The following is a 24,501-nucleotide window of genomic DNA, read 5'->3' on the forward strand; positions in this document are numbered from 1 at the left end:
AGACTTAAACGGAACGGCCCCGGTTCCCTGCAGCGCCACACTGCTGGGAACCGGGGCCGTTTCTCCGTTCGCATCAAATCCACCGGAGGCTTTAGTGGACCCGTGAATAAGTCTATGACAGGTTTGTCACATTCTTCAAGTCGATTGTTAATCGCGCTGTCACGGCCCGTCCCGACCTTGTTTGCTCGCCGCTCCTGAAGGGCACGCCGGCGGGCTGGCGCGCCGCAGGCAATCGGCCGCGAAAGAGGGTCGCGACGGATCCGGGGCGGGTTTGTGCACATAGACAGGTCCGCAGCTCCCCATCGCTGCCGAGCACGGGGACCGTGGAGTGATGGACCTTCAGACCTTCCTGGCGCGGCGCGGCGGAGCGGCCCGGAGAAGCGACCTCCTGCGTGCCGGATTCCTCCGGCCCACGCTCGAGGCTGCGGTCGACGCCGGCCGCCTGCACCGGCCGCAGCGTGGTGTGTACGCGATGCGCGACGCGGACGACGGCGTCTTGGCCGCCTTCAGGTACAACGGCCGGCTCACCTGCGTGTCGGCAGCGCGGTTCTACAGCCTGTGGGCCTTGCATACGCCGCAGGAAGTGCATCTGAGCTGCGGCAACGGTGTTCCGAAGAGCGGGGTGATAGACCACGCCCCGTGCACGCACGCCCCAGATCCGGCCCTACCGGTGGCGGGCCTCGCCGATGTCCTACTGCATGCTGTGCGGTGCCTCCCGGAGCTCGAAGCGCTGGCCCTGGTGCAGTCAGCCACCGGCCGAGGCCAGATTTCAGCCGACTTCCTGCGGAGCAAACTCATCGGGAACAGGAACGGCCGCGCCCGTGCCGTGCTGGACCTGCTGATTCCGCGGGCAGACTCCGTGCTGGAGATACTGGCACATACGCACTTTGTCCGCGCTGGCCTGAAGGTCCGCATGCACGTCCACCTGCCGGGGGTGGGCGAGGTGGATTGCCTGGTTGAGGAATGCCTGGTGGTGGAACTGGACGGCTCCACGCACTTTGAACCCCGGCAGGTCAAGAAAGATCAGCGGAGGAACAACGCCGGCATGCTCGGGGGCCATCTCACACTGCGCTATTACTACGACGACGTGGTGCACCGGCCCGCCGCCATGGTGGAACAGGTCCAGGCCGTGCTCCGCCTGCGGGCACTGGGAAGGTTCGCACCCGAATGACCCCCAGGTGCCGCCGTCGTGACCCTCTTTGCAGACGTGGGCACCAAGACACGCAGGCTCATCGGCGAGCCGCGGCCCGTCTGCGGCCAAAGAGGGTCAGGACGGCGCCGGCTCAGTCCTCGTCGTTAAAAGCCCACTCGAACATGTCGAAGACGAACTCGGAGAAGGTCCCCTCTTCGCTCTTCCACTGGCCGCGGGCGTTGTTGCGGCGGTACACGATGGGGTCCGGGATGCTGAGATCGCCCACGCGGAAGCCCCAGGTGAAGTTTTCTTCCTCGTCCTCCAGGAACATCAGGAAGCCTTCGTCATCCACTTCGAGTTCCTCGGGATCCCAGAAGTAGTGGTAGGCCTCCATGAGGTCCTCGCAGCCGCCGAGGGCCAGGTAAAACTCGCGCAGCACCAGGGGAACGGTGAACTGGTGCTCGGCGAGGGCCTTGTCGAGGTCCTCCTCGGGCAGCCCGTCCTCTTCCTGCCATTCGTCTTCGAGATACTTCGGAACTAGCGCACGGAACTTCTCGAGGAACATGTCAGTCATGGCTCTTATCCTAGCTAATCCCGGCCCCTCGAATTGCCGGTGTCCAGCCCTAGCCGCTGCCATCCCCGGACGGCCAGCGGAATGCGCCAGGAACGCCGCCAGGCCACCACCCGGAACACGAAGACCACGGTGGCGACAGCGCACGCGGACACGGCGTTGAAGGCCCCCAATCCCCAAAGGGTGGTGGTGAGCACCGCGCCGCTGAAGGCCGGAAGGGCATAGAGGTCACTGGCGTCGAACAGTTGGGGCACCTCGTTGGCGGTGATGTCGCGCAGCAGGCCTCCGCCCACCGCCGTCGTGACGCCCAGCACGACCGCCGCCACCGGGTTCATGCCGAACGCCAGCGCCTTCAGCGTGCCGGTGATGCAGAACAGCGCCAGGCCGGCGGCGTCGAACAGGACGAGCAGGGAAGTGAAGCGCTGGACGCTGGAGAACAGGAAGTATACGAGCACTGTGGCGAGCAGGGGAGGCGCAAGGTAGGCGGGATTCGTGAAGGCCGCCGGCGGACCGCTGTTGAGGATGATGTCTCGGATCACCCCGCCGCCGAGCGAAACGAGGGACGCAAGGAGGAGGGAGCCGATCAAGTCGAACTGTTTCCGCGCCGCGAGCAGCGATCCGGAGACCGCGAAGAAGAAGATGCCGGTCAGGTCCAGCCATACCAGGGCGATGTCAAAAGGGAATGTCATGAAGCGTCCCGGCTAATTTCAGGGGGCGGACAGTGCAGCTCCAACGTTACGCTAGCCCCTATGAATAGCCCGATCATGATCGCTTGTGCCCACGGGACGTCCAACGCGCAGGGGGCGGCCGAGGTCAATGCCCTCCGGGACGCCATCGCGGCACTCCGGCCCGGGCTCGATGTCCGCGAAGCGTATGTGGATGTCCAGCAGCCCGATCTTGTGGACGTGATGGCGGGCCTTCCCGGAGACCCTGCCGCCTCCGCCGTCGTGGTCCCGCTGCTGCTCAGCGTGGGCTATCACGTGAAGGTGGACATTGCGCGGGCGGTCAAGAGCCGCCCCGGGAGCGTCGCCGCGGCACCGCTTGGCCCTGACCCCCGCCTGGCGGCCCTGTTGGACCAGCGCCTCCGGGAGGCCGGCGTCACCGACAATGACTTCGTGGTCCTGGCCGCCGCGGGCTCGTCCAACCCCAACGCGGCCATCAGCGTGGAGAAACTCGCCGAGCAGCTCCGGGCCCTGCGCCCCAACCGGATCGAGCCTGCCTACGGCGCGTCGGCCAAGCCGTCAGTTCCCGAGGCCGTCGCCATGCTGCGCGAGGAAGCGGCAGGCGGCGCCGGGGCAGGGGAGTCCGCGGGGGCGGTCGACATGGGCGGGCGCGTCGTCATTGCGTCGTACCTCCTCGCGCCCGGCTACTTCCACGACCAGCTCGCCAAGGCCGGCGCGGACCTGGTCACGGCACCGCTGCTGCCGTCGCCGGTGCTCGCCGAGATCGCCCTGGAACGGTTCGACGCCGCGGTGGCAGCGCGTGCGGCTGCCGTTGCCGCCGGACCTGCCGCCCCGGTTCCGGCGAAAGCCACTCCGGAAGCACAGCCGGCGGGTCCGTTCAAGGCCCTTCGGCAATTCATGACGAAATATTTCCCTAGGTGACTTAGCGTTTCCGGGGCCTTTGTGACGGGTTTCCGGGCGGCCCTACAGTCGATGCATGACTGATACAGCTCTAGCCGGAGCGGCCACGGACAAGCCCGCGCGCCCAGCCCGTGCCTCCCGCCCCGCCGCCAAGCCTCACGGCCAGTGGAAGGTGGACGGAACCACCCCGCTGAACGCCAACGAAACCTGGAAGCAGGAAGACGACGGCCTCAACGTCCGCGAGCGTATCGAGTCCATCTATTCCAAGGAAGGCTTCGACGCGATCCCCGGACAGGACCTGCACGGCAGGTTCCGCTGGTGGGGCCTCTACACGCAGCGCAAGCCCGGGATCGACGGCGGCAAGACCGCCACGCTTGAGCCTCACGAGCTTGAGGACAAGTACTTCATGCTGCGCGTGCGGATCGACGGCGGTGCGCTCACCACCGAACAGCTGCGCGTCATCGGCAACATCTCGGTCGACTTCGCCCGTGATTCCGCCGACCTCACGGACCGCCAGAACATCCAGCTGCACTGGATCCGCGTGGAGGACATCCCCGAGATCTGGACCCGGCTTGAGGGCGTGGGCCTGTCCACCACCGAAGCCTGCGGCGACGTCCCGCGCGTCATTCTGGGCTCCCCCGTGGCCGGCATCGCCAAGGACGAGATCATCGACCCCACCCCGCTCATCGCCGAGCTGGGGGAGCGCTTCATCGGCAACCCGCTGCTGTCCAACCTGCCGCGCAAGTACAAGACCGCGATCACCGGCCACCCCAGCCAGGACGTGGTGCACGAGATCAACGACTTCGCACTCGTTGGCGTCAGGCACCCGGAACTGGGCGTCGGCTACGACCTCTGGGCCGGCGGCGCCCTCTCCACCAACCCCATGTTGGGCAAGCGCCTCGGCGCGTTCGTCACGCCGGAGCAGGCAGCCGACGTGTGGCTCGGCGTCACCAGCATCTTCCGCGACTACGGCTACCGCCGCATGCGCACCAAGGCGCGCCTGAAGTTCCTGATGGCTGACTGGGGTCCGGAGAAGTTCCGCCAGATCCTCGAGGACGAATACCTCGGCTACAAGCTGGCTGACGGCCCCGCCGCCCCCAAGCCGTCCACCCCGGGCGACCACGTGGGCGTGCACGAGCAGAAGGACGGCAAGTTCTTCATCGGCGCCACCCCGGTGGCCGGCCGCCTTTCCGGCACGCAGCTGGTGAAGCTCGCCGACACCCTCGAGGCCCGCGGCTCCCACCGCCTGCGCACCACGCCGCACCAGAAGCTGGTTGTGCTGGACGTTGCCAAGGACGAGGTCGAACCGCTAGTCGCCGAGCTGGATGCCCTGGGCCTCTCCGCCCGCCCGTCCGTGTTCCGCCGCGGCACCATCGCCTGCACCGGCATCGAGTACTGCAAGCTGGCCATCGTGGAAACGAAGGTCACGGCAGCCACCGCCGTCGCCGAGCTGGAGCGCCGCCTCGCGGACCTGGCCGACAGCGGCCAGCTCCCGCAGGCCCTGTCCCTGCACATCAACGGCTGCCCCAACTCCTGCGCCCGCATCCAGACCGCGGACATCGGGCTCAAGGGCATGATGCTCCCCACGCCCGACGGCGACCCCACCCCGGGTTTCCAGGTGCACCTGGGCGGCGGGCTGGCTTCCTCGGACCGCGAAGAGGCCGGCCTCGGACGTACCGTCCGCGGCCTGAAGGTCTACGTGGCCGACCTGCCGGACTACGTGGAGCGGGTTGTCCGCCGGTTCGTGGCCGACCGCGCCGAAGGCCAGACCTTCGCCGAGTGGGCGCACGCCGCAGATGAGGAGGCACTGCAGTGAGCAAGCACGCATTGGGAATCGACCCGGTGGTCGAGCCTGTCGAGACCCCGGCGGCATCGCCTGCCCCCGCCAAGCGTTCCCACGAGGAGCTCAAGGCCCTGGCCGAGGCCGGTGCCGCCGAGCTCGGCTGGGTCGCCCCCGCCCGCGACGTGATTGCCTGGGTGGAGCGCAACTTCGAGATGCCCGCCGTCGCCGTCGCCTGCTCCATGGCCGACGCCGTCCTGCCCGCGCTCGTCGCGGACCAGATTCCCGGCGTCGACGTCCTGTTCCTGGAGACCGGCTACCACTTCGCGGAAACCTACGCCACGCGGGACGAAGTGGCCGCGAACCTCCGCGTCAACGTGGTGGACGTGCTCCCGGAGAACACCGTGGAGCAGCAGGACCGGCTGCTGGGCAAGGACCTCTTTGCCCGCGACGCCGCCCAGTGCTGCGCGCTCCGCAAGGTGGCACCGCTACGCCGCACGCTCTCCGGCTACGAGCTCTGGTTCACCGGTGTGCGCCGCGACGAAGCCCCCACGCGCACCAACACCCCGCTGGTGACCTGGGACGAAGCCAACGGCCTGGTCAAGGTCAACCCCGTGGCGGCCTGGACGTTCGACCAGCTGGTCCAGTACTCCGATGACAACCTCCTTCCCGTCAACCCGCTCCTCTCCCAGGGCTACCCGTCGATCGGATGCCAGCCCTGCACCCGCAAGGTGGCACCCGGCGATGATCCCCGCGCCGGACGCTGGGCAGGAACCAACAAGACAGAATGCGGACTACACGTATGAGCACTTTCCTAACCGAGGAGCCCACCCAGGTGACCGACGTCGCAGCCTCCACGCGCCTCTCCAGCCTGGACACCCTTGAGTCCGAGGCCATCCACATCATCCGCGAGGTTGTTGCCGAGTTCGAGAAGCCTGCGCTGCTGTTCTCCGGCGGCAAGGACTCCGTGGTCATGCTGCACCTCGCCACCAAGGCGTTCTGGCCCGGCAAGGTTCCGTTCCCCGTACTGCACGTGGATACCGGCCATAACTTCCCCGAGGTGATCGACTTCCGCGACCGGACGGTGGAGCGCCTGGGCCTGAAGCTCGTCGTCGGCTCCGTCCAGGAGTTCATCGACCGCGGCGAGCTGGCCGAGCGTGCCGACGGCACCCGCAACCCGCTGCAGACCGTTCCGCTGCTGGACGCCATCCAGTCCAACAAGTTCGACGCCGTCTTCGGCGGCGGCCGCCGTGACGAGGACAAGGCCCGCGCCAAGGAGCGCATCCTGAGCCTCCGCGACGAGTTCGGCCAGTGGGACCCGCGCAACCAGCGCCCCGAGCTGTGGAACCTCTACAACGGCCGGCACACCGTGGGCCAGCACGTCCGCGCGTTCCCCATCAGCAACTGGACCGAGCTGGACGTGTGGCGCTACATCGAGCGCGAAAACATCGAGCTGCCCGGCCTGTACTACGCCCACGACCGCGAGGTCTTTGCCCGCGACGGCATGTGGCGTGCAGTGGGCGAGGTGTCCCAGCCCCGCCCCGATGAGGAAGTCATCACCAAGACCGTCCGCTACCGGACCGTCGGCGACATGTCCTGCACCGGCGCCGTTGAATCGTCTGCCGCCACCGTGCGCGACGTCGTGATCGAAGTTGCCGCCTCCACCATCACCGAACGTGGCGCCACCCGTGCAGATGACCGCATCTCCGAGGCCGCCATGGAAGACCGCAAGAAGGATGGCTATTTCTAATGAGCACCGAAATCGATACAGCCCGCGCGGCTGCCCTTCTTGACGAGGCACCCCTCGCGCACGCCTCGCTGTTCCGCTTCGCCACTGCAGGATCGGTCGACGACGGCAAGTCCACCCTGGTGGGCCGCCTCCTTCACGACTCCAAGGCGATCCTCGCCGACCAGCTCGACGCCGTTGCCCGCACCTCCGCGGACCGCGGCTTCGGCGGCTCGGCTGGCGGCATCGACCTCGCCCTGCTGACCGACGGCCTGCGTGCCGAGCGCGAGCAGGGCATCACCATCGACGTCGCCTACCGCTACTTCGCCACGGACCGCCGCAGCTTCATCCTCGCGGACTGCCCCGGGCACGTGCAGTACACCAAGAACACGGTGACTGGCGCGTCCACGGCGGATGCCGTCGTCGTGCTCATCGACGCCCGCAAGGGTGTCCTGGAGCAGACCCGCCGCCACCTGTCCGTGCTGCAGCTCCTTCGCGTGGCGCATGTGATCGTGGCCGTAAACAAGATCGACCTCGTGGACTTCAGCGAATCGGTGTTCCGCGAGATCGAAGCCGATGTCCAGAAGGTGGGCCGCGAACTCGGCCTCGGATCCGATGGCATCACTGACCTGCTGGTGGTTCCGGTTTCCGCGCTCGACGGCGACAACGTGGTGGAGCGCTCGGAGCGCACCCCCTGGTACACCGGGCCGGCGCTGCTCGAGGTGCTCGAGACGCTGCCCGCCGCCGACGAACTCGAAAGCCACCTGGAAAGCTTCCGCTTCCCGGTGCAGCTGGTCATCCGGCCCCAGGGAGCCCTTGCCCCTGACGCCGTTGCCGCCGGACTCGACACAGAGGCGTACCGGGATTACCGCGCCTACGCCGGGCAGATCACCGAGGGCTCGGTCAAGGTGGGGGACAAGGTCAGCGTGCTGACGCCCGGCCAGGACCCGCGCACCACAACTGTGATCGGCATCGACTTCGCCGGGGCTGAACTGCTGGAAGCCGCCGCGCCGCAGTCCGTGGCGATCCGCCTTGCCGACGAGTTCGACGTGGCCCGCGGTGACACCATCGCAGCTGCCGGGACTGTCCGCGAAAGCTCCGCCGACCTGTACGCAGCGCTTTGCTGGCTGTCCCCGAAGCCGCTCCGCGAGGGCGCCAAGGTACTGGTCAAGCACGGCGCCCGCACCGTCCAGGCGCTGGTCCGCAGCGTGAGCGGCAAGCTGGACCTTGCCACCTTCAACCTCGAAGGCGCATCCAGCCTGGAGCTCAACGACATCGGCCACGCACAGCTCCGGCTCGCCGCGCCGCTGCCGCTGGAGAACTACCTGCACCACCGCCGCACCGGCGCGTTCCTGGTGATCGACCCGCTGGACGGCAACACCCTCGCTGCGGGCCTGGTCAAGGACCACCCGGGCGACCACGAGGACGAGCGCTACTCGATCTAACACTGAGGTCGCCGGAAACGTGCGAGATCGCCGCAAATTTGCGGCGACTTCACACGCTTCCGGCGACTTCGCTGTTTGCGGGCCCTTGCCGCCCCACGCCCTGCCCACCATCATCAGGTGTGGGAGGCGAAACGTGGAGACCATCAACAGCAAGCTCATCAACTGGGCGTCCATCCTGGATGACAAGACGCGCGAGCAGGCGCTGGCAACGGCCCGGCTTCCCTTCATCTACCCGCATCTGGCGCTGATGCCCGACGCCCACCTGGGCAAAGGCGCCACTGTCGGCTCCGTCATCCCGACGCTCGGGGCCATCATTCCCGCCGCTGTGGGCGTTGACATCGGCTGCGGAATGATCGCCGTCAGGACGCAGTACGCGCTGAAAGACCTGCCCCAGGACCGGAAACGGTTGCGCGAGGACATAGAGCGCGTCATTCCGCTGTCCGCGGGCCACAACAACCGGACAGTCCTCGCCACGGCCCAACCGCGCATCGCGGAACTGAGAAAACTGGCCGCCAAAGCCGGGTTTGATCCGGGCCACTATGTGGCGAAGTGGGACCTGCAGCTGGGCTCGCTCGGATCCGGAAACCACTTTATCGAGGTATGCGTGGACGAGACGGATGCCGTCTGGCTGTTCCTGCACTCAGGGTCCCGAGGGATCGGCAACAAGATCGCGCAGCACCACATCAACGTGGCGCGTCGGCTGGCGGCAGCCAAAGGCACTGTCCTTCCGGACCCGGACCTGGCCTCCCTGGACGAGGGCACGGCGGAATTCACGCACTACATCAAGGAGCTCCGCTGGGCCCAGCGCTTTGCCCTGCTGAACCGTGAGGAAATGATGGACCGCGTCATCACCCAGTTCGGCCGCTGGGTGGGCGGCCCGGTCCGCGAGAGGGAGCGAATCAACTGCCACCACAACTTCACGCAGCAGGAAACCCACTATGGAAAGTCCGTCTGGGTGTCGCGGAAGGGGGCCATCAAAGCCGAAGCGGGGGATCCGGGGCTGATTCCCGGGTCCATGGGCACAGCCTCCTACGTTGTGGAGGGGCTTGGCAACCCCGTGTCCCTGAACTCGTCGCCGCACGGTGCGGGCCGGGAATACTCCCGGAATGCGGCGCGCAGGACGTTCTCCCTGGCCGAGCTGAAGCAGGCTATGCACGGCATCGAATTCCGCGTCACGGAGGCCTTCATTGACGAGATTCCTGCGGCCTACAAGCCGATCGACCAGGTCATGCACGATGCCGCAGACCTCGTCACGGTGCGCCACCGGCTGCGGCAGATCATCAACGTCAAGGGGGACTGAAGGATTGGAGGATGTCGTGAACCTCGATGAACTGGTCTTCCACCCCTGGGCGTTGCAGGGGCCGCGCGACGTGCCTACCTTTGTCGGTGGGTCCGGGAGTTACCTCATCGACGCCAACGGACGGCGCTACCTGGATTTCACCTCGCAACTGGTGTTCACCAACCTCGGTCACCAACATCCGCGCATCGTCGCTGCGATCAAGGAGCAAGCCGACCGTCTGTGCACGCTCGCACCCAGCCACGCGTCCGACGTCCGGGGCGAGGCGGCACGGATGATTGTGGAGGTCGCGCCGGAGGGCCTCGGGCACGTGCTGTTCACCACCGGCGGAACGGAGGCCATCGAGCATGCGGTCCGAATGGCACGCCTTTGTACCGGTCGACCGAAAGTGCTCGCCGCTTACCGCTCGTACCATGGCTCGACGGCGGCATCGATCCACCTCACCGGCGATCCCCGCCGCTGGGCCTCGGACACCGGCGCGGCCGGAGCCGTCCATTTCTTCGGTCCTTTCCTGTACCGGTCGGCATTCGGGTCGAGGGACCCGGAGGAAGAGTCCGAGCGGGCGCTGGCCCATCTCGAGCAGGTGATCCTCCTGGAAGGCCCGTCGACGATCGCCGGTCTGGTCCTGGAATCGGTGATCGGCAGTTCCGGCGTCATCGTCCCGCCGGCCGGCTACCTGCGCGGAGTCCGCGAGCTGTGCGACCGCCACGGTATCGTCTATATCGCCGACGAGGTGATGGTCGGCTTCGGACGCACGGGAGCCTGGTTCGGCGTCGACCACGATGGCGTGTCACCCGACCTGATGGCGTTCGCGAAGGGAGTGAACTCCGGGTACGTGCCGCTGGGCGGGGTACTGGTCGGCGACGCGATCTACGAGATGTTCACCAAACGTCCCTACCCCGCGGGCATGACGTACAGCGGCCACCCACTCGCCTGTGCCGCCGCCGTCGGCGCCATCAGCGCGATGCACGAGGAGGGCACCGTCGCGGCAGCTGCCCGCCTCGGCGCGGACGTCCTCGGGCCAGGACTCCGGGAGCTTGCCGCCAAGCACGAGTCTGTCGGCGACGTCCGCGGGATCGGCGGCCTCTGGACCGTCGAACTCGTCCGCGACCGGCGGACCAAAGAGCCGCTCGTGCCGACAGGAGCCACCGGCACGGCGAACGCGCCGATGGTCTCCTTCGCCAGGGCATGCCTGGACCGGGGATTGTTGCCGCTGACCGTGGGCAACCGGGTCAACGTCGCTCCTCCCCTCAACGTGACCGACTCCGACGCCGCCGCGGGCCTGGCCATCCTGGACGACGCCCTGGCAGCAGCCGACACATACCTCGCCTAGGTCCGGTCCGCCGAAGGGCGTGGGCGGCGGGCGCTCAGATAACGCAGGCTGGAGCGCGTCCGAATGTGACGTTAGATGAACGCGCGTGACCCCCGGTTTCCGAGCCATTGAACCGGGTTAATGACACTCCCTATGGTGAATTCATGACTAGTTCCAGGCCGGGCATGACCCGCATTGAGGCCGGCGACAGCCAGGTGCCCAAGCGGAGGCGTGCCCTGGAGATTGCCCTGGCCCTTGGCTTGGTCCTGCTGATCAGCGTGGGCGCTGTTGTGGCCTCCGCCGTGTCGCGGGATACCAACGCGTCGGCAGCATCCCCTGCCTCCCTTGGCCCTGCCGATGAGTTGAAGCTGGGCTACTTCGGGAACATCACGCATGCCCCGGCCCTGGTGGGTGTCAACCAGGGCTTCATCGAAAAGAACCTGGGAAACACAAAGCTCACCACTCAGGTCTTTAACGCCGGACCCGCCGCCATCGAGGCACTGAACGCAGGGGCCATCGACGCGACCTACATCGGTCCCAACCCGGCCATCAACTCGTTCGTCAAGAGCAAGGGCGAGTCCGTCAGCATCATCGCCGGCGCCGCCTCGGGCGGCGCACAGCTCGTGGTCAAACCCGGCATCAAGAGCGCCGCGGACCTGAAGGGCAAGACGCTCGCGTCGCCGCAGCTCGGCGGCACCCAGGACGTGGCGCTGCGCGCCTGGCTCGCCAAGCAGGGTTACAAAACCACTCCAGACGGCGGCGGCGACGTCGCGATCAACCCCACCGAGAACGCGCAGACGCTGAAGCTGTTCCAGGACGGAAAGCTCGACGGCGCGTGGGTACCGGAGCCGTGGGCATCCCGCCTGGTGCTCCAAGCCGGTGCGAAGGTGCTGGTGGACGAGAAGGACCTCTGGGACGGCTCCCAGACCGGCAAGCCCGGCGAGTTCCCCACCACCATCCTGATCGTGAACAAGAAGTTCGCCGCCGAACACCCGCAGACCGTGGAGGGCCTGCTGAAGGGCCACGCGGAATCCGTGCAGTGGCTCAACGACACCCCGGCCGCCGAGAAGGCCAGCAAGGTCAACGCCGCCCTCAAGAAGGACTCCGGCAAGGCCCTGCAGCAGAACGTCATCGACCGCTCGCTGCAGAACATCACCTTCACCGTGGACCCGCTGGCCGGCACCTACAAGAAGCTGCTGCAGGACGGCGTGGATGCCGGAACCACCAAGCAGGCCGACCTTAACGGCATTTTCGACCTCCGTGCCCTCAACACGGTGACCAAGACAAAGACTTCTGCAGCAGGGCTTGGCCAGGACTAGCCTCCGCTGCGGCAGCACACCACGCACCACGAACAAAGGACGGGACCATGCCAGTCGTACTGGAAAACCTGGGCAAGCGCTTCGGCGACGGCGCCCCGGTGCTGGACGACGTCAACGCCACCATCGGCAAGGGTGAATTCGTCGCCCTCCTCGGTGCGTCCGGCTGCGGCAAGTCAACCCTGCTGAACATCATGGCGGGACTGGAGGTCCCGACGTCGGGCGCTCTTGAGGTGCCCAGCGACGGCGCTGCCTTCATGTTCCAGGACTCCGCCCTCTTCCCGTGGCTGACGGCCAGGGAGAATGTCGAGCTGGCCCTGAAGCTGCGCGGCGTGGGCAAGGCCGAACGCCGTGCCAAGGCCGGCGAGCTGCTCGACCTGGTGCACCTGGCTGAGGCGGCGGACAAGCGCCCGCACGAGCTCTCCGGCGGCATGCGCCAGCGCGTGGCCCTGGCGCGTTCGCTCGCGCAGGACCGGCAGCTGCTGCTGATGGACGAGCCGTTCGCGGCCCTTGATGCGATCACGCGTGACCTGCTCCATGACGAACTCGAGCGCATCTGGAAGGAAACGGGGCGCACCATTGTGTTCGTGACGCACAACGTCCGCGAGGCTGTCCGCCTCGGCCAGCGCGTGCTGCTGCTGTCCTCCCGGCCCGGCCGCGTGGTCGAGGAATGGAACGTCACCGAAGAACACCGTACCGACGCCGGTCTTGCCGGACAGCTGACCGGGGTCATCACCGCCCGGCTGCGAGAGGAGATCCGCCGCCATGCCAAGTAAGTTCCTGTCTGACTCCGCGCCGGATGCCGCCCCGGCCCCGCAGGTTGACGTCACCGAGCCGCCGTTGGCCGAGCCTGGCGAGACCAAGGTTTCGACGAGCTCAACGGCCGGGTCCACCAAAATCCACGCCGCCCTGACGCGTTCCTCCACCGGCCACGCCGACCTGCGCGAACTCGAATCCGGGCTGGACTCGCTGCAGTCGGACGCTGTCCGCAAGGCCAGGATCGACTGGAGCCGGGTCCTGCTTCCTGTGGCGGCACTCGTGGTGCTTGTCCTTATCTGGCAGTTCTATGTTTCGCTCGGCTTCAAGCGCCGCGACCAGGTGCCTGGACCGCTGGACGTGCTGGGGCAATTCGGCACCCTGTGGGCTGACGGTTCGCTGCAAGAAGCTGTGTGGACATCGCTGCAGCGCGGACTCATGGGCTTCCTGATCAGTGTTGTCATCGCGACGCCGATCGGCCTGCTGCTGGCCCAGGTGGCTCCGCTGCGCCGGGCGTTCGGTCCGCTGATCTCCGGGCTGCAGGTCCTGCCCTCCGTGGCCTGGGTTCCCGCGGCCATTATCTGGTTCGGCCTCACCGACGCCACGGTCTACTTCGTGGTCTTCATGGGGGCCATCCCGTCCATCATCAACGGTTTGATCTCAGGCGTGGACCAGATCCCGCCGCAGTACCGCAGGGTGGGCACTGTGCTGGGTGCCTCCCGGCTGGAGATGGCCATTCAGATCATTCTTCCCGCGGCCCTTCCCGGCTACCTCGGAGGCCTCAAGCAAGGCTGGGCGTTCTCCTGGCGGTCGCTCATGGCCGCGGAAATCATCGCGGTGGGCGGCACCATCGGCTTCGGACTTGGCTCCATGCTGAACCAGGGCCGCGACCTCGCCGACATGACCATCGTGATGTCCGCGATCCTGCTCATCCTCGCCGTGGGCATCCTCATCGAGCTGCTCGTCTTCGGCCCGGTGGAGAAGCGCCTGCTCCAGCGCCGCGGCCTGCTTGCCGGCAGCACCCGCTAAGCACCTCCTTCCAACCCAAAGCAGAAAGCCCGACGGCGATGATCGCCGTCGGGCTTTCTGCTGTCCGGGCGCCGGTGACAGGGCCCCACCAGCGGGTTCCTAATGTGACGCAGCGTTACCTTGCGTGAACTGGTGTTTCCGCCGCCGTTGTTGGTGAATGTGACGCGGCCCTACCGTTGATTTATGGCAATTCAGGACATCTACCCGACGGCACTGCGCCTCCTCGGCCGACCCGTGCTCGTGGTGGGCGGCGGGCCCGTGGCTGCACGCCGCGCGAAGGGCCTGCTCGACGCCGGAGCCCGCGTCACCGTGGTCGCCCCCGTTGCCTCCGCCGCGCTCCGTGAGCTCGCCGACGCCGGCCTGCTCACCTGGGAGCCGCGCGCTTATTCTTCGTCCGACGTCGACGGCGTCTGGTTCGTGCAGACGGCCACCGGCGATTCCGCCGTGGATGCCCAGGTGTCGGCCGACGCCGAAGCGCAGCGCATCTGGTGCGTCAACGCCTCCGACCACGAAGCCTCCGCCGCCTGGACCCCTGCCGTTGCCGTGGTTGACGACGTCAAGATCGCCGTCAACGCCGGGGGAGACCCGCGCCGTGCCATGGCCCTGCGCGACGCCGTCGCTACCGCCCTCGAATCCGGCGACCTGCCGCTGCGCCGCCGCCGTGCCCACCGGGGCTCCGTGGCCCTCGTGGGAGGCGGCCCCGGCGACACCGGCCTCATCACCGTCCGCGGCCGCCGGCTCCTCGGCCAGGCCGACGTCGTGGTCGCCGACCGCCTAGGCCCGCGTGAACTGCTCAACGAACTGGCCCCCGACGTCCGCGTCATCGAGGTGGGCAAGACCCCCGGAAACCACCCGGTGCCGCAGGCCGAGATCAACCGGATCCTCGTCGACGAAGCCCTGGCCGGCCACCGCGTGGTGCGCCTCAAGGGCGGCGACCCCTATGTCCTGGGCCGCGGCGGCGAGGAAGCAGAATTCTGCCGCCGGTACGGCGTCGAGGTTGAAGTAGTCTCCGGGGTGACGTCGGCCATCTCCGTGCCCGCCGCCGCCGGCATCCCCGTGACGCACCGCGGCCTCGCCAAGGGCTTCAGCGTTGTTACCGGACACGAGGAACTTTCCGAGGTGCCGGCCCGCTCCGACCACACCGTAGTGCTCCTGATGGGAGTAGGCCAGCTGCGCGAGTCGGCGTCCGCCCTCGGCAAAGCCGGCCTGCCCGGCGACACCCCGGTTGGTATTGTGGAGAACGGCTACCTGCCGAACCAGCGCGTGACGATTGGCACCCTCGCAACCATCGCCGACCAGGCCGAGGCCGCCGGCGTCGCGAATCCTGCCGTGATCGTCATTGGTGACGTTGTCCGCGTAAGCCCCTTCGCGCCGTCGCACTTCAAGACCGCTGACTACAGCACCACCAGCCCGAACAAGCCCCGCACCACCCGCGTTCTCACCCCCTGAAACCCATCGACTGTTCCGTAACGGCCTTTATGAAGCCTCACAAGGACCATTACGGAGCAACCGATGCAGAAGAAAAGGAACACAGCCGTGTCAACCAGCACCACCGTAGGATCCGCTGCCCGCCCGTTGCGTGTGGCCGTCATCGGCTCCGGCCCGGCCGGCGTCTACGCCGCGGACATCCTCACCAAGAGCGAGGCCGTCAAGAGCGGCGAGCTGACCGTGAGCATCGACCTCTTTGACCGCTACCCGGCGCCCTACGGCCTGATCCGCTACGGCGTTGCCCCGGACCACCCGCGCATCAAGGGCATCGTCAACGCCCTGCACAAGGTCCTGGACCGCGGCGACATCAGGTTCTTCGGCAACGTTGACTACGGCACGGACCTGTCCATCGAGGACCTCCGCACCCACTATGACGCCATCATCTTCGCCACCGGCGCCATCAAGGACGCGGACCTGAACATCCCCGGCATCGAACTCGAGGGCTCCTACGGCGGCGCCGACTTCGTCTCCTGGTACGACGGCCACCCGGACGTGTCCCGCGAATGGCCGCTGGACGCCAAGGAAATCGCCGTGATCGGCAACGGCAACGTGGCACTGGACGTGGCGCGCGTCCTGTCCAAGCACGCCGACGACCTCCTGGTTTCCGAGATCCCGGACAACGTCTACGCCGGCCTGAAGGCATCGCCCGTCACGGACGTCCACGTCTTCGGCCGCCGCGGCCCGGCCCAGGTCAAGTTCACCCCGCTGGAGCTGCGCGAGCTGTCCCACTCCAAGGACGTGGACATCATCCTGTACCCGGAGGACTTCGAGTTCGACGAGGAATCCGACCGCCAGATCCAGAGCAACAACCAGACCAAGACCATGGTTGGCACGCTCACCAACTGGATCGCCGAGCAGCCCGAGGACGTCTCCGAGCTCAAGGCCTCCCGCCGCCTGCACCTGCACTTCCTGCACAGCCCGGTGGAAATTTACGACGACGCCGAGAACCCCGGGCGCGTCAGCGGCATCAAGTTTGAACGCACCGAACTGGACGGCACGGGCAACGCCCGCGGCACCGGCGAGTACATCGACTACCCGGTGCAGGCCGTCTACCGCGCGATCGGCTACTTCGGTTCCGCCCTGCCGGAGATCGAGTTCGACCACAAGAAGGGCGTCGTCCCGAACGCCGGGGGCCGTGTCCTGGACGCGTCCGGCGAGCACGTGCCGGGCATCTACGCCACCGGCTGGATCAAGCGCGGCCCCGTCGGCCTGATCGGCCACACCAAGGGCGATGCGCTCGAGACCGTAACCTACCTGCTGGAAGACCGCGAGAACCTGCCGGTTGCCGAGGCACCTGCCGCCAGCGCCGTCGTCGACCTCCTGGAAAGCCGCGGCGTGGAGTACACCAGCTGGGAAGGCTGGCTGGCCCTGGATGCCCACGAACTCGCCCTGGGCGCCGAAGCCACCGCGGCCGGCGGATCGCACGGCGTCGAGGTCAAGCGCGAGCGCATCAAGGTGGTGCCGCGCGAGGACATGGTTGCCATCTCCCGCGACGGAGTTGCCGCCAGCGTCTAGTTCCTTCACCAGCGCGAACAGGCAGCTATTGACCGCAAACCCCGTGTTTGACGTCAATAGCTGCCTGTTCGCGCTTGGGCGTTAGCGGCCTGCGCCCCCGGCGGCCATGAGTTCGAGCCGCTTCAGGGTTTCGCGGTTGCGCACCGTGATGAGCGGATCCCTCAGCACTTTGGGAACCGCCAGGCCGGGGCCGCGGACCGCGTCTTCGGCCATCGTGACCCGGCACTGGGTGCCCATGTCCTCCAGCGTGATCAGCACCTTGGCCTCGCCCATGGGCCAGCCGCGGGCGATCAGTTCCAGCGACTTGCCCGGCTCAACGGCAGTGACTCTGGTGCTGTCATCGATCACCAGCGGCCACGCGCCCACGGAATGGTGGAGCCGCGAGCCGACCTCCGGCCAGTGGGCGTCGACGGCGCGGATCCTCGAGGCGCCGACCACCCACCCGGAGTAGAGCCAGCCATCGGCGATCACCCTCCAGACGTCTGCTGCGGGGGAGTTATAGACCTGGGTGACGGTGGCCATCGGTTTCCTCTCGTGCTGGTGCGGGGCGGGATGCTGAAGCGTGGAGTTCTGGTCAGCCCGCCGCCGGCCGGACTGGCGCGGTGTCAGAAGCCGGGGCGTCAGAACCCTGGGCCTGAGAACGCTGGGTATCCTGGCAGCCGGACTCTGCGGCGCCGGATTCTGCGGCTCCGGACCCCGGGCCGTGCGGTACGAGTGCTCCCGGAGGCGCCGCGCCCAGGCGTAGGTGCCGGCACCCTGCAACGGGTGTTGGAGCGGGTCGAAGCGGGCGGGAGTGTCCTCCTGGTCCGGATCCGCCCTGAGTGTCAGCGTGCCGGCATGGACCCAGCGGCCCGCGGGCGTGGCGAAGGACAGAGCGAGGACCCACCGACCCTCGGCCAGGGCATCCCTGAAGCCGCCGCCGGTCTCGGCGCGGCCGGTGGCCCGGGGCGGCAGCGAAAAGGTCCGCAGGCCCAACAACACCGGCCCGTCTGCTCCCCGGTACGGCATAAGTGTGCTGAACCGGGCGGCGCCGACGTCCAGCCTCGGAAGCAGCAGGAACCGCGCGGGAAAACCCCAGCCGGTGGTCGCGAGCAGGACGTCCGCCGCGCCCGGACCGGCGCCAATGCGGAGGGCGAGGCCCAGGATGTCGGGGAGAGCATCCGGAAGACCTACAGAGCGGGAGAACCGGGCCCGCACCTGGTCGGTGCCGGGAGCGTCGAGCCAGCTGATACCGCTGCGTCCGCCGGGCATGCTGCCGGGCGCCCCCGCGGGCATGCCGGCGGGCATGCTGCCGGCCGGGCCATCCTGAAGGCCGTGCCTGGTCAGCTCGCCGACGAGGCTGATGCCCCGCGGATGAATCGGCCGGTCCGGACGGAGGGCCTTGATGGCCTTGAAGACGGCGGCGAACGCCCGGCCGGCCAGTTCGCTTCCTTGGCCGGCCAGCGCGGCCCCTTCACGTGCTTCGTGCGTCATATGTGCCCTTCCTCGTTGCTTCACGTCCGGGGCTGTGACTTCCACCCGGTGACTTGTACCGGGCCGCCTCCAGGCGGGTCACATCCGACCAAACTTTGACCTGACCAAGGCGAAAATGCCGTAGCAAATAAAGCCGGCGCCGATCGCCAGCAGCAGGTAGGGACCATACGGGTGGTCCCGCAGGGCTTTGAGGCTGCCGTCCAGGCCGGTGGATTCTTCCGGGCTGTGTTTGGCGGCGGCGATGACGAAGAGCAAACCGGCCAGGATCAGTGCGATGCCCTTCGCAACGTGGCCCGTCACGCCCAGGGAATCAATGAGCATTCCCCTCCGGGTGCCCTCAAAATGGAAAAGTTCCTCCTTGAACCCCCGCCGGACGCCTTTCACGATGAAGTAGACTCCCACGCCCATGATGGTGAGGCCGAGCGCGCTCAGGACGACCGTGCCCAACGGTGTGGCCAGGAGTGCCGCGCTGACGTCCTTGGTTGACTCGCCGGAATCGCCGCGCAGGCCCACCGCAAAACCGCCGAAGCTCAACCCGACGCTGCCATAGGCGACGGCCAAGAACCCGGAGGATATGTGTTTGCCGATTCTCTCCTTCGTCGGCAAATGGCGGGCACGGAGCGTGGCCTCGCTCAACTGCCAGAGGGCGAGGCCACAGCATGCGATCATTCCCGCCCACATGACGGCGGGTCCCCACGGATTGGCGGCCAGTTGCTCGATTGCCCCGGTGGCCTCGGCCTGGCCCGGAGCGCCCAGTGCCAGCGCGATGGCGATGGCGCCGACCACGATGTGGAGCAGCGCCATAACGGCAAACCCTGAACGCGCGACGACGTCCAGCGCCTTGGTGTTCGACGCCGCCTCAGCGGCGTCGGCCGCTTCGTCGATCGGGCTCGCCTTGTCCGTCATGGCTTCGCTAGCCGTTCATGGGTCCTTCGGCATGGACCCTGTCGGCTCCTTCGCCGGTCAGTTTCACGGTGCAACGGACCACGAGCGTGTCCGGCGCGGTGTCGAGCTCCACGAGCGTGTCACCGGCTCTGAGCACCGCGTAGCCCTCCGACCCGGGCTCGACGCCAAAGCCTCTCGCCGCGGCGGCCTGCCGGGCATTTTCCAGCGCTTCCTGCCGGAGCTCCTCCACGTATTTCTCGTCGTCCTCGCGGGCGGAGTCGCCAAAGGCCCAGCCGAACAGTGTTCCCGTTGCTTCCATGGCGTTGATTTTACGCGCAGAGGCGGTGCTATTACGGGCTTCCGTAACATTAGTAAGTGTGCTTACCATATGCACACCATGACTTTGGTGTGGCTGCTGTCCGCGGGCAATCCCGAAGGCGGCGTGGAAGCCATCGTTCCCCGATCTGACCTCTACGTAAGGAAGCACATCATGGCAGGAAATCTACTGGCACGCTCCGTTCACGACCTGACGGCGGCGGCCTGGTTCGGCGGTTCGCTCATGGGCGCCATTGGCCTGAACGGAGCCGCCGCGGAAGCCAAGGACCCCGCGGAGCGCACCCGGCTCTCAAGCGTGGGCTGGATGAAGTGGGCGCCCATTCAGACGGCGGCCTTCGCCACCCACCTCGTGGCGGACCTGGCCATCGCCTGGGAGAACAGGGAGCGGATCGCCAAGCAGGACGGCGTGGGTGCTGACACCCTCTACAAGACGGCAGCAACCCTGGCGGGCGCCGCCGTCACGTTGTATGCAGGGATCCTGGGGAAGAAGGTCGAGAAGCTGGCGGACGAGGGTGCGGAAGGCGCCACCGAGCCGCAGCCCGGAGCGTCGGACCAACTGCAGGCCGCGCAGAAGCAGCTCAAGGTGCTGCAGTGGGCCATCCCCGCATTCGCGGCCTCGGTCATCGTGCTCGGAGCCAAGCACGGCGAGATGCAGCGGCCCAAGAATGTCTTCAAGGGCCTCCGCGACCGCTAACGCCGGCGATCAGCACCAGAACCTTGGCTGGCTGACGAAGGGAACGTCGACGGCGGCCGGTTCCCCCCGCGAGGGGAGCCGGCCGCCGTCGTCGTGTGCGCCGCGTGAGCGGTGGCGAAAGCCGCTACACCGGCTGGCTGTTCGCCGGCGGCAGGTCGGGGTTCATCGGTTCCAGGTTGGGATCCTCGGCCGTCCACACCTGGATCACGGCCCAGACCACGGCCGCGATCGGAACTGACAGGACAGCGCCGATGATGCCGGCGAGGATGGTGCCGGCAGTGAGCGCCATGAGGATGACGAGGGCGTGGAGCTGGAGGGATTTGCCCATGACGACCGGCTGCAGCAGGTCGCCCTCCAGCTGGTTCACGGCGATGACCACGGCAACGACGATCAGGGCGACCACCGGCCCGTTGGCGACGAGCGCCACGAGCGCTGCCAGGATGCCGGCCACGGTCGCCCCGACCAGCGGGATGAAGGCGCCCATGAAGATGATGATGGCCAGCGGAATGGCCAGCGGGACCTGCAGGATCAGCAGTGCCGCGCCGATTGCCACCGTATCCACCAGTGCCACGATGGCCGTTCCGCGGACATAGCCGCCGAGTACTTCCAGCGTGCGGCGTCCTGCCCGGCGGAGTTTCGCCTCCCGCTGGCCGCTGAAGGGTCGGAGGAAAAAGTTCCAGATCTTCGCGCCGTCCTTCAGGAAGAAGAAGAGGATCACCGCCATGAGGGTGGCGCCGGCAATGAATTCGGTGACCACGGACAGGCCGGAAATCGCGCCGGACCGGACCTGGCTGCTGGTGGCGAACTGGATGATGCCTTCCCTGGCCTGGTTCAGCTGCTCACGGTCCAGCGGGAACGGCCCGGTGAGGAGGAACTTTTCAAGTTCGTCGAGGCCGGACGCGGCCTGCTGCACCAGCTCGTTCCACTGGCTGCGGACCGACATGACAATCACCGTGGTGACGCCGGCCAGCAGCACCAGCAGTGCCACGAACGCTATGCCCGTGGCCACGGCGCCGGGCAGACCCCTGCGGCGGAGCATGTTCACGAACGGGCCGATGGCGGCCGCCAGGATCAGGGCAATCATGGTCGGGATGACCAGCAGCCTGATCTGCAGCAGGGCGTACACCGACACGCTGGCGACGGTGAGGATCAGCAGTATCTGGGCGGACCGGGTGCCCACCCGGCCCAGGCTGTCGGTCCAGAGTTCGCGCGACGGTTTCGTTTCTGCTGGGGCTGTGTTGGCCGGCCGGGCTGCGTCCTTGCCGGCGTGATCGTGGTCTCGAGGCAATTCTTGCTCGGACAGTCGTACTGCGCGGGCCATGGGAACTCCTAGTAATCAGCGGGCAGTGGACAGCGTCTAGCTCCCCAATCAGATAGTAAGCCTACTGATGTAAAGGATGGCGGGGAAACCCGCGCCCGGCAGACCCCTGGAGCGTCAGAACTCAGCGTTGACGAAGCCGATCACGATGGCCGCCCACCAGCACAACTGCGAGATGCCCAAACACAGCAGCATGTGGATGCGCTGGCCTATGGGCAGGGCCGCGAAGGTCGTCGTGGGCGGCATGACCACGAGGCGTCGCATCAGTGGAATCAGCATGATGCCGTTCAGCATCAGCACCAGCACGGCCGCCAGTTTCACGACGGTCAAAGGGTTGCTGAGGTCCGGACTCAGGAAGGCGCCCGTGAACAGCAGGACCGCCGTGCCCGACCAGATCAAGGGGCCGGCGGCGCCGTCCAGGCGGATCGTTTCGGCAAGTTCACGCCTGCCGATCAGCCACAGAAAACCATGCCAGTCCACCAGCAGGATGGCGCCGAACGCCAGCACCATCGCCAGGATGTGGACGGACAGGCTCAGGACGCGGGGCGGTCCCTCGACTGTGACGGACAGCCCCAGGACGACGGCGAGCACCCAGGCCGCCGCGGCGGCGGCGCAGAGGATCCCGACCAGCCGGCGGGATGATTTGTGGGCTTTCCGGGGGAACCTGCGGCCCGCGGCTGCACTGTACGTCATGGCCTACCTCCAACTGCCTGAAAGGACCGTTGCCTATGGGTGGCGGATGCTGCCGCGAGGTAAACCGCTAAGTTGAGGATCGAACCGGGACCTTGGGAAAACCTTGGAAAAAACCTGTGAAACGGGCTTTCACCCCCACAAATGGTCCCCCTATGTGGGGGATGACTACAGGGTTACTCCCTCAGCCATTCGGCGCAGGAATTGAGGTTGCGGTTCACACTGGCCACGGCCTCGTCAGCATCGTGCGCTGCGATGGCGTCCACGAGCCGTTCGTGGCCCTCGCGCGGCAGGCCTTGGAATCCGGGGCGCCCGTGCTGCTTCAGCAGGTCGTTGTGGAAGACCTCGCCGAAGCTGGCGTAGAGCTCGTACAGCAGCGGGTTGCCGGAGGCGTGCGCCACGCGCTCGTGGAAGCCCCAGTCGGCGCGGGCCCAGGCCGCGTAGTCGGCCGCGTTCCAGGCGGCTTCGCGGTCGGCGAGCAACGCGCGCAGGGCGGCGACGTCGTCGGCCGTTGCGTTGCGGGCGGCGAGGCGGGCGGCCTGGGTGTCCAGCCCCACGCGCACCTCGAGGATGTGCTCCTCGGTGTGGTCCTGGTACATGCGGCGGGCGGCGCCGGAAATCTCGCTGGTGGCGCGGACGTACGTGCCGTCACCGCGCCTGACCTCGAGCATGCCGCTGTGGGCCAGGGCCTTGATCGCCTCGCGGAGCGTGCCGCGTGAGACGCCCAGACCGGCCATCAGCTCTGTCTCGGAGGGGATCCGCTGCTGCAGCGGCCACTCTCCCGAGTGGACCATTTCGCGGAGTTTGGCGGTGATTTCGTCGGCCAGCGGCTGGCGGTGCGAGGTGCTCAGCGTCATGGCGTCCTAGCCTTTCGTCTTGGCGGTGCTTTTGGCGGTGCTTTTGGCGGTGCTTTTGGCAGTGCTTCTGGCAGTGAGGTGGTGGGCCACAACGATCTGGGCCAGGGCAATCGCCAGCAGCAACGCCAGCGGCAGCGTCCAGCCTCCGGTCGAGCTGTGCAGCAGGCCCATGCCAAACGGACCCACGGTGGCCAGGAGGTAGCCGGTGGACTGGGCCAGTGTGGAGAGCGCGGTGGTTTCGGCAGTGTCCCGGCCGCTGCGGCTGATGATCACCATGACCAGCGGAAAGATGCCGAGCCCGAAGCCGAGCAGCACAGCCGGGACGGCCGCGAGGGATACCGGCAGGAAGAGGAGCGCGGCCACCCCAATCACCATGGTGACGCTGACCAGGTAAAAGGCCGGGCGCAGCATGCGGGGCCGGGAGCCGATGGCGATCAGCACCATGCCGGCCGGAACCGAAACCAGCTGCATGAGTCCGAACATCAGGCCGCTGTCCGCGGCGCTGAGGCCCATGGTGGTGAGCATGTACGGGAACCAGCTCAGCAGCGCGTACGCCAGCAGCGCCTGCAGCGTGAAGATGGCCGTGAGCAGCGCCCCCTTGCGGGTCCGCAGCAGCGGCCACGGCGACACGTGGCCCGACGTCCCGCGGACACTGTTGCGGTGTGCGTGCAGTGCCACGGGCAGGAAGCCCAGGAAAGCGGTCATGGCGAGAATGCCGATCGCGCCCAGGCCCGCGGACGGCGAGCCGAGCAGCTGGGCCAGAGGCACGACGGCCACGGCCGTGACGGTGGCCCCGGTGGTCATGGTCACGGTGTAGAGGCCGGTCATGAGGGAGGTGCGATGGGCGAAATGCTCGCGGATGAATGACGGCATGGCCACGTTGCAGACCGCCAGGCCGGACATCCCCAGCACCGTCCCGGCCAGCAGCATGCCGGTGGAGGGGATGCCGCGGACCAGCAGCCCGGCGGCCAGCATCGCGAGGCACAGCAGGATGGACTTCTCGACGCCGAGCCGGCCCGTGAGCCACGACGTCGCCGCCCCCGCCAGCGCGAAACACAGCGTGGGAATGGACGGGATCACTGACGCCACCAGCGGGCCGTAGCCCAGCACCAGCTGAAGATCGTGGAACAGCGCCGACGCGCCGGTGATGCCCGCCCGGAGGTTCAATCCGATCAGCACCAGCGCAATAACGCTGACGACGACGGCGGCGCGCGCCTTGGGCGGGCGGGCAGCGGTCGCCGCGGGAGCTGAAGAAACGGAGGTCATTCCTTAACGTTAGACGTTAGACGTTTGATGTC

23 protein-coding genes are annotated in these 24,501 nt (G+C 67.4%); 14 read left to right on the plus strand and 9 right to left on the minus strand.

Annotated elements, in window-relative coordinates; translation table 11 throughout:
• Nucleotides 1-331 precede the first annotated feature (331 nt).
• Nucleotides 332-1,171 carry a type IV toxin-antitoxin system AbiEi family antitoxin domain-containing protein gene (locus tag JYA52_RS17995; protein WP_205654618.1) on the plus strand — a complete coding sequence of 280 codons (840 nt, stop codon included), beginning with the start codon at nucleotides 332-334 and terminating at the stop codon, nucleotides 1,169-1,171.
• 112 nt (nucleotides 1,172-1,283) lie between these two features.
• Here the strand turns inward: JYA52_RS17995 and JYA52_RS18000 are convergent, their stop codons facing one another.
• Together JYA52_RS18000 and JYA52_RS18005 are read right to left on the minus strand one after the other, a co-directional pair.
• On the minus strand, nucleotides 1,284-1,706 hold the full coding sequence (locus JYA52_RS18000; protein ID WP_205654619.1) for a hypothetical protein: 423 nt from the start codon (nucleotides 1,704-1,706) through the stop codon (nucleotides 1,284-1,286).
• Nucleotides 1,707-1,720: 14 nt separating this feature from the next.
• Complete coding sequence (locus JYA52_RS18005; RefSeq protein WP_205654620.1) at nucleotides 1,721-2,392, minus strand: trimeric intracellular cation channel family protein; 672 nt, start codon at nucleotides 2,390-2,392, stop codon at nucleotides 1,721-1,723.
• A gap of 60 nt (nucleotides 2,393-2,452) precedes the next feature.
• Between JYA52_RS18005 and JYA52_RS18010 the strand changes: the two genes are divergently transcribed.
• The 12 genes from JYA52_RS18010 (at nucleotide 2,453) to JYA52_RS18065 (ending at nucleotide 16,950) form a co-directional block, all read left to right on the plus strand.
• The gene (locus JYA52_RS18010; protein ID WP_205654621.1) at nucleotides 2,453-3,307 is read left to right on the plus strand and encodes a sirohydrochlorin chelatase; all 855 of its coding nucleotides are present in this window, start codon (nucleotides 2,453-2,455) and stop codon (nucleotides 3,305-3,307) included.
• A gap of 55 nt (nucleotides 3,308-3,362) precedes the next feature.
• On the plus strand, nucleotides 3,363-5,102 hold the full coding sequence (locus JYA52_RS18015) for a nitrite/sulfite reductase (RefSeq protein ID WP_205654622.1): 1,740 nt from the start codon (nucleotides 3,363-3,365) through the stop codon (nucleotides 5,100-5,102).
• 26 nt (nucleotides 5,103-5,128) lie between these two features.
• Nucleotides 5,129-5,872, plus strand: coding sequence for a phosphoadenylyl-sulfate reductase (locus JYA52_RS18020; protein WP_372433924.1), 744 nt, complete (start codon nucleotides 5,129-5,131; stop codon nucleotides 5,870-5,872).
• Nucleotides 5,869-6,816: a sulfate adenylyltransferase subunit CysD gene (gene cysD, locus JYA52_RS18025; RefSeq protein WP_205654623.1), complete on the plus strand. Its 948-nt coding sequence runs from the start codon at nucleotides 5,869-5,871 to the stop codon at nucleotides 6,814-6,816. The genes JYA52_RS18020 and cysD overlap by 4 nt, the downstream gene beginning before the upstream one ends.
• The gene (locus tag JYA52_RS18030) at nucleotides 6,816-8,237 is read left to right on the plus strand and encodes a sulfate adenylyltransferase subunit 1 (RefSeq protein WP_240460517.1); all 1,422 of its coding nucleotides are present in this window, start codon (nucleotides 6,816-6,818) and stop codon (nucleotides 8,235-8,237) included. Before cysD ends, JYA52_RS18030 begins: the two co-directional genes overlap by 1 nt.
• Nucleotides 8,238-8,370: 133 nt before the next feature.
• Nucleotides 8,371-9,537: an RtcB family protein gene (locus tag JYA52_RS18035; RefSeq protein ID WP_205654624.1), complete on the plus strand. Its 1,167-nt coding sequence runs from the start codon at nucleotides 8,371-8,373 to the stop codon at nucleotides 9,535-9,537.
• Between the two features lie 16 nt (nucleotides 9,538-9,553).
• Entirely contained in the window at nucleotides 9,554-10,867 is a 1,314-nt protein-coding gene (locus JYA52_RS18040; protein WP_205654625.1) for an aspartate aminotransferase family protein, read from the plus strand.
• 164 nt (nucleotides 10,868-11,031) lie between these two features.
• Nucleotides 11,032-12,165 carry an ABC transporter substrate-binding protein gene (locus JYA52_RS18045; protein ID WP_205654659.1) on the plus strand — a complete coding sequence of 378 codons (1,134 nt, stop codon included), beginning with the start codon at nucleotides 11,032-11,034 and terminating at the stop codon, nucleotides 12,163-12,165.
• 47 nt (nucleotides 12,166-12,212) lie between these two features.
• On the plus strand, nucleotides 12,213-12,938 hold the full coding sequence (locus JYA52_RS18050) for an ABC transporter ATP-binding protein (protein ID WP_205654626.1): 726 nt from the start codon (nucleotides 12,213-12,215) through the stop codon (nucleotides 12,936-12,938).
• A complete protein-coding gene (locus tag JYA52_RS18055) occupies nucleotides 12,928-13,947 on the plus strand; it encodes an ABC transporter permease (RefSeq protein ID WP_240460519.1) in 1,020 nt (339 codons plus the stop codon). The genes JYA52_RS18050 and JYA52_RS18055 overlap by 11 nt, the downstream gene beginning before the upstream one ends.
• Nucleotides 13,948-14,130: 183 nt before the next feature.
• A complete protein-coding gene (gene cobA, locus JYA52_RS18060) occupies nucleotides 14,131-15,396 on the plus strand; it encodes a uroporphyrinogen-III C-methyltransferase (RefSeq protein WP_205654627.1) in 1,266 nt (421 codons plus the stop codon).
• Between the two features lie 87 nt (nucleotides 15,397-15,483).
• Nucleotides 15,484-16,950 (plus strand): FAD-dependent oxidoreductase, encoded by a 1,467-nt coding sequence (locus tag JYA52_RS18065; protein WP_205654628.1) that lies wholly within the window; start codon nucleotides 15,484-15,486, stop codon nucleotides 16,948-16,950.
• 81 nt (nucleotides 16,951-17,031) lie between these two features.
• On the opposite strand, the gene JYA52_RS22560 is transcribed toward JYA52_RS18065, so the two are convergent.
• The 3 genes from JYA52_RS22560 to JYA52_RS18080 all read right to left on the minus strand — a co-directional run bounded on the left by JYA52_RS22560 (nucleotide 17,032) and on the right by JYA52_RS18080 (nucleotide 19,627).
• Nucleotides 17,032-18,423, minus strand: coding sequence for an SRPBCC family protein (locus JYA52_RS22560; protein WP_240460521.1), 1,392 nt, complete (start codon nucleotides 18,421-18,423; stop codon nucleotides 17,032-17,034).
• A 78-nt stretch (nucleotides 18,424-18,501) separates the two neighbouring features.
• On the minus strand, nucleotides 18,502-19,329 hold the full coding sequence (locus JYA52_RS18075; RefSeq protein WP_205654629.1) for a DUF1206 domain-containing protein: 828 nt from the start codon (nucleotides 19,327-19,329) through the stop codon (nucleotides 18,502-18,504).
• Nucleotides 19,330-19,336: 7 nt separating this feature from the next.
• Nucleotides 19,337-19,627 carry a hypothetical protein gene (locus JYA52_RS18080; protein WP_205654630.1) on the minus strand — a complete coding sequence of 97 codons (291 nt, stop codon included), beginning with the start codon at nucleotides 19,625-19,627 and terminating at the stop codon, nucleotides 19,337-19,339.
• A 171-nt stretch (nucleotides 19,628-19,798) separates the two neighbouring features.
• Here JYA52_RS18080 and JYA52_RS18085 point away from each other — a divergent pair, with 171 nt between their 5' ends.
• The gene (locus JYA52_RS18085; RefSeq protein WP_205654662.1) at nucleotides 19,799-20,338 is read left to right on the plus strand and encodes an ABC transporter permease family protein; all 540 of its coding nucleotides are present in this window, start codon (nucleotides 19,799-19,801) and stop codon (nucleotides 20,336-20,338) included.
• Between the two features lie 124 nt (nucleotides 20,339-20,462).
• Here JYA52_RS18085 and JYA52_RS18090 read toward each other — a convergent pair whose 3' ends face one another.
• The 4 genes from JYA52_RS18090 to JYA52_RS18105 form a co-directional block, all read right to left on the minus strand.
• A complete protein-coding gene (locus tag JYA52_RS18090) occupies nucleotides 20,463-21,659 on the minus strand; it encodes an AI-2E family transporter (RefSeq protein WP_205654631.1) in 1,197 nt (398 codons plus the stop codon).
• Between the two features lie 114 nt (nucleotides 21,660-21,773).
• Nucleotides 21,774-22,349, minus strand: coding sequence for a hypothetical protein (locus JYA52_RS18095; protein ID WP_205654632.1), 576 nt, complete (start codon nucleotides 22,347-22,349; stop codon nucleotides 21,774-21,776).
• A gap of 173 nt (nucleotides 22,350-22,522) precedes the next feature.
• Nucleotides 22,523-23,203 (minus strand): FadR/GntR family transcriptional regulator, encoded by a 681-nt coding sequence (locus JYA52_RS18100; RefSeq protein WP_205654633.1) that lies wholly within the window; start codon nucleotides 23,201-23,203, stop codon nucleotides 22,523-22,525.
• A 6-nt stretch (nucleotides 23,204-23,209) separates the two neighbouring features.
• Nucleotides 23,210-24,469, minus strand: a complete 1,260-nt coding sequence (locus JYA52_RS18105) for an MFS transporter (protein ID WP_205654634.1) — start codon at nucleotides 24,467-24,469, stop codon at nucleotides 23,210-23,212.
• Nucleotides 24,470-24,501: the final 32 nt, after the last annotated feature.

Origin of the sequence: Arthrobacter pascens (assembly GCF_017052465.1) — a bacterium.
Lineage (GTDB): Bacteria > Actinomycetota > Actinomycetes > Actinomycetales > Micrococcaceae > Arthrobacter > Arthrobacter pascens.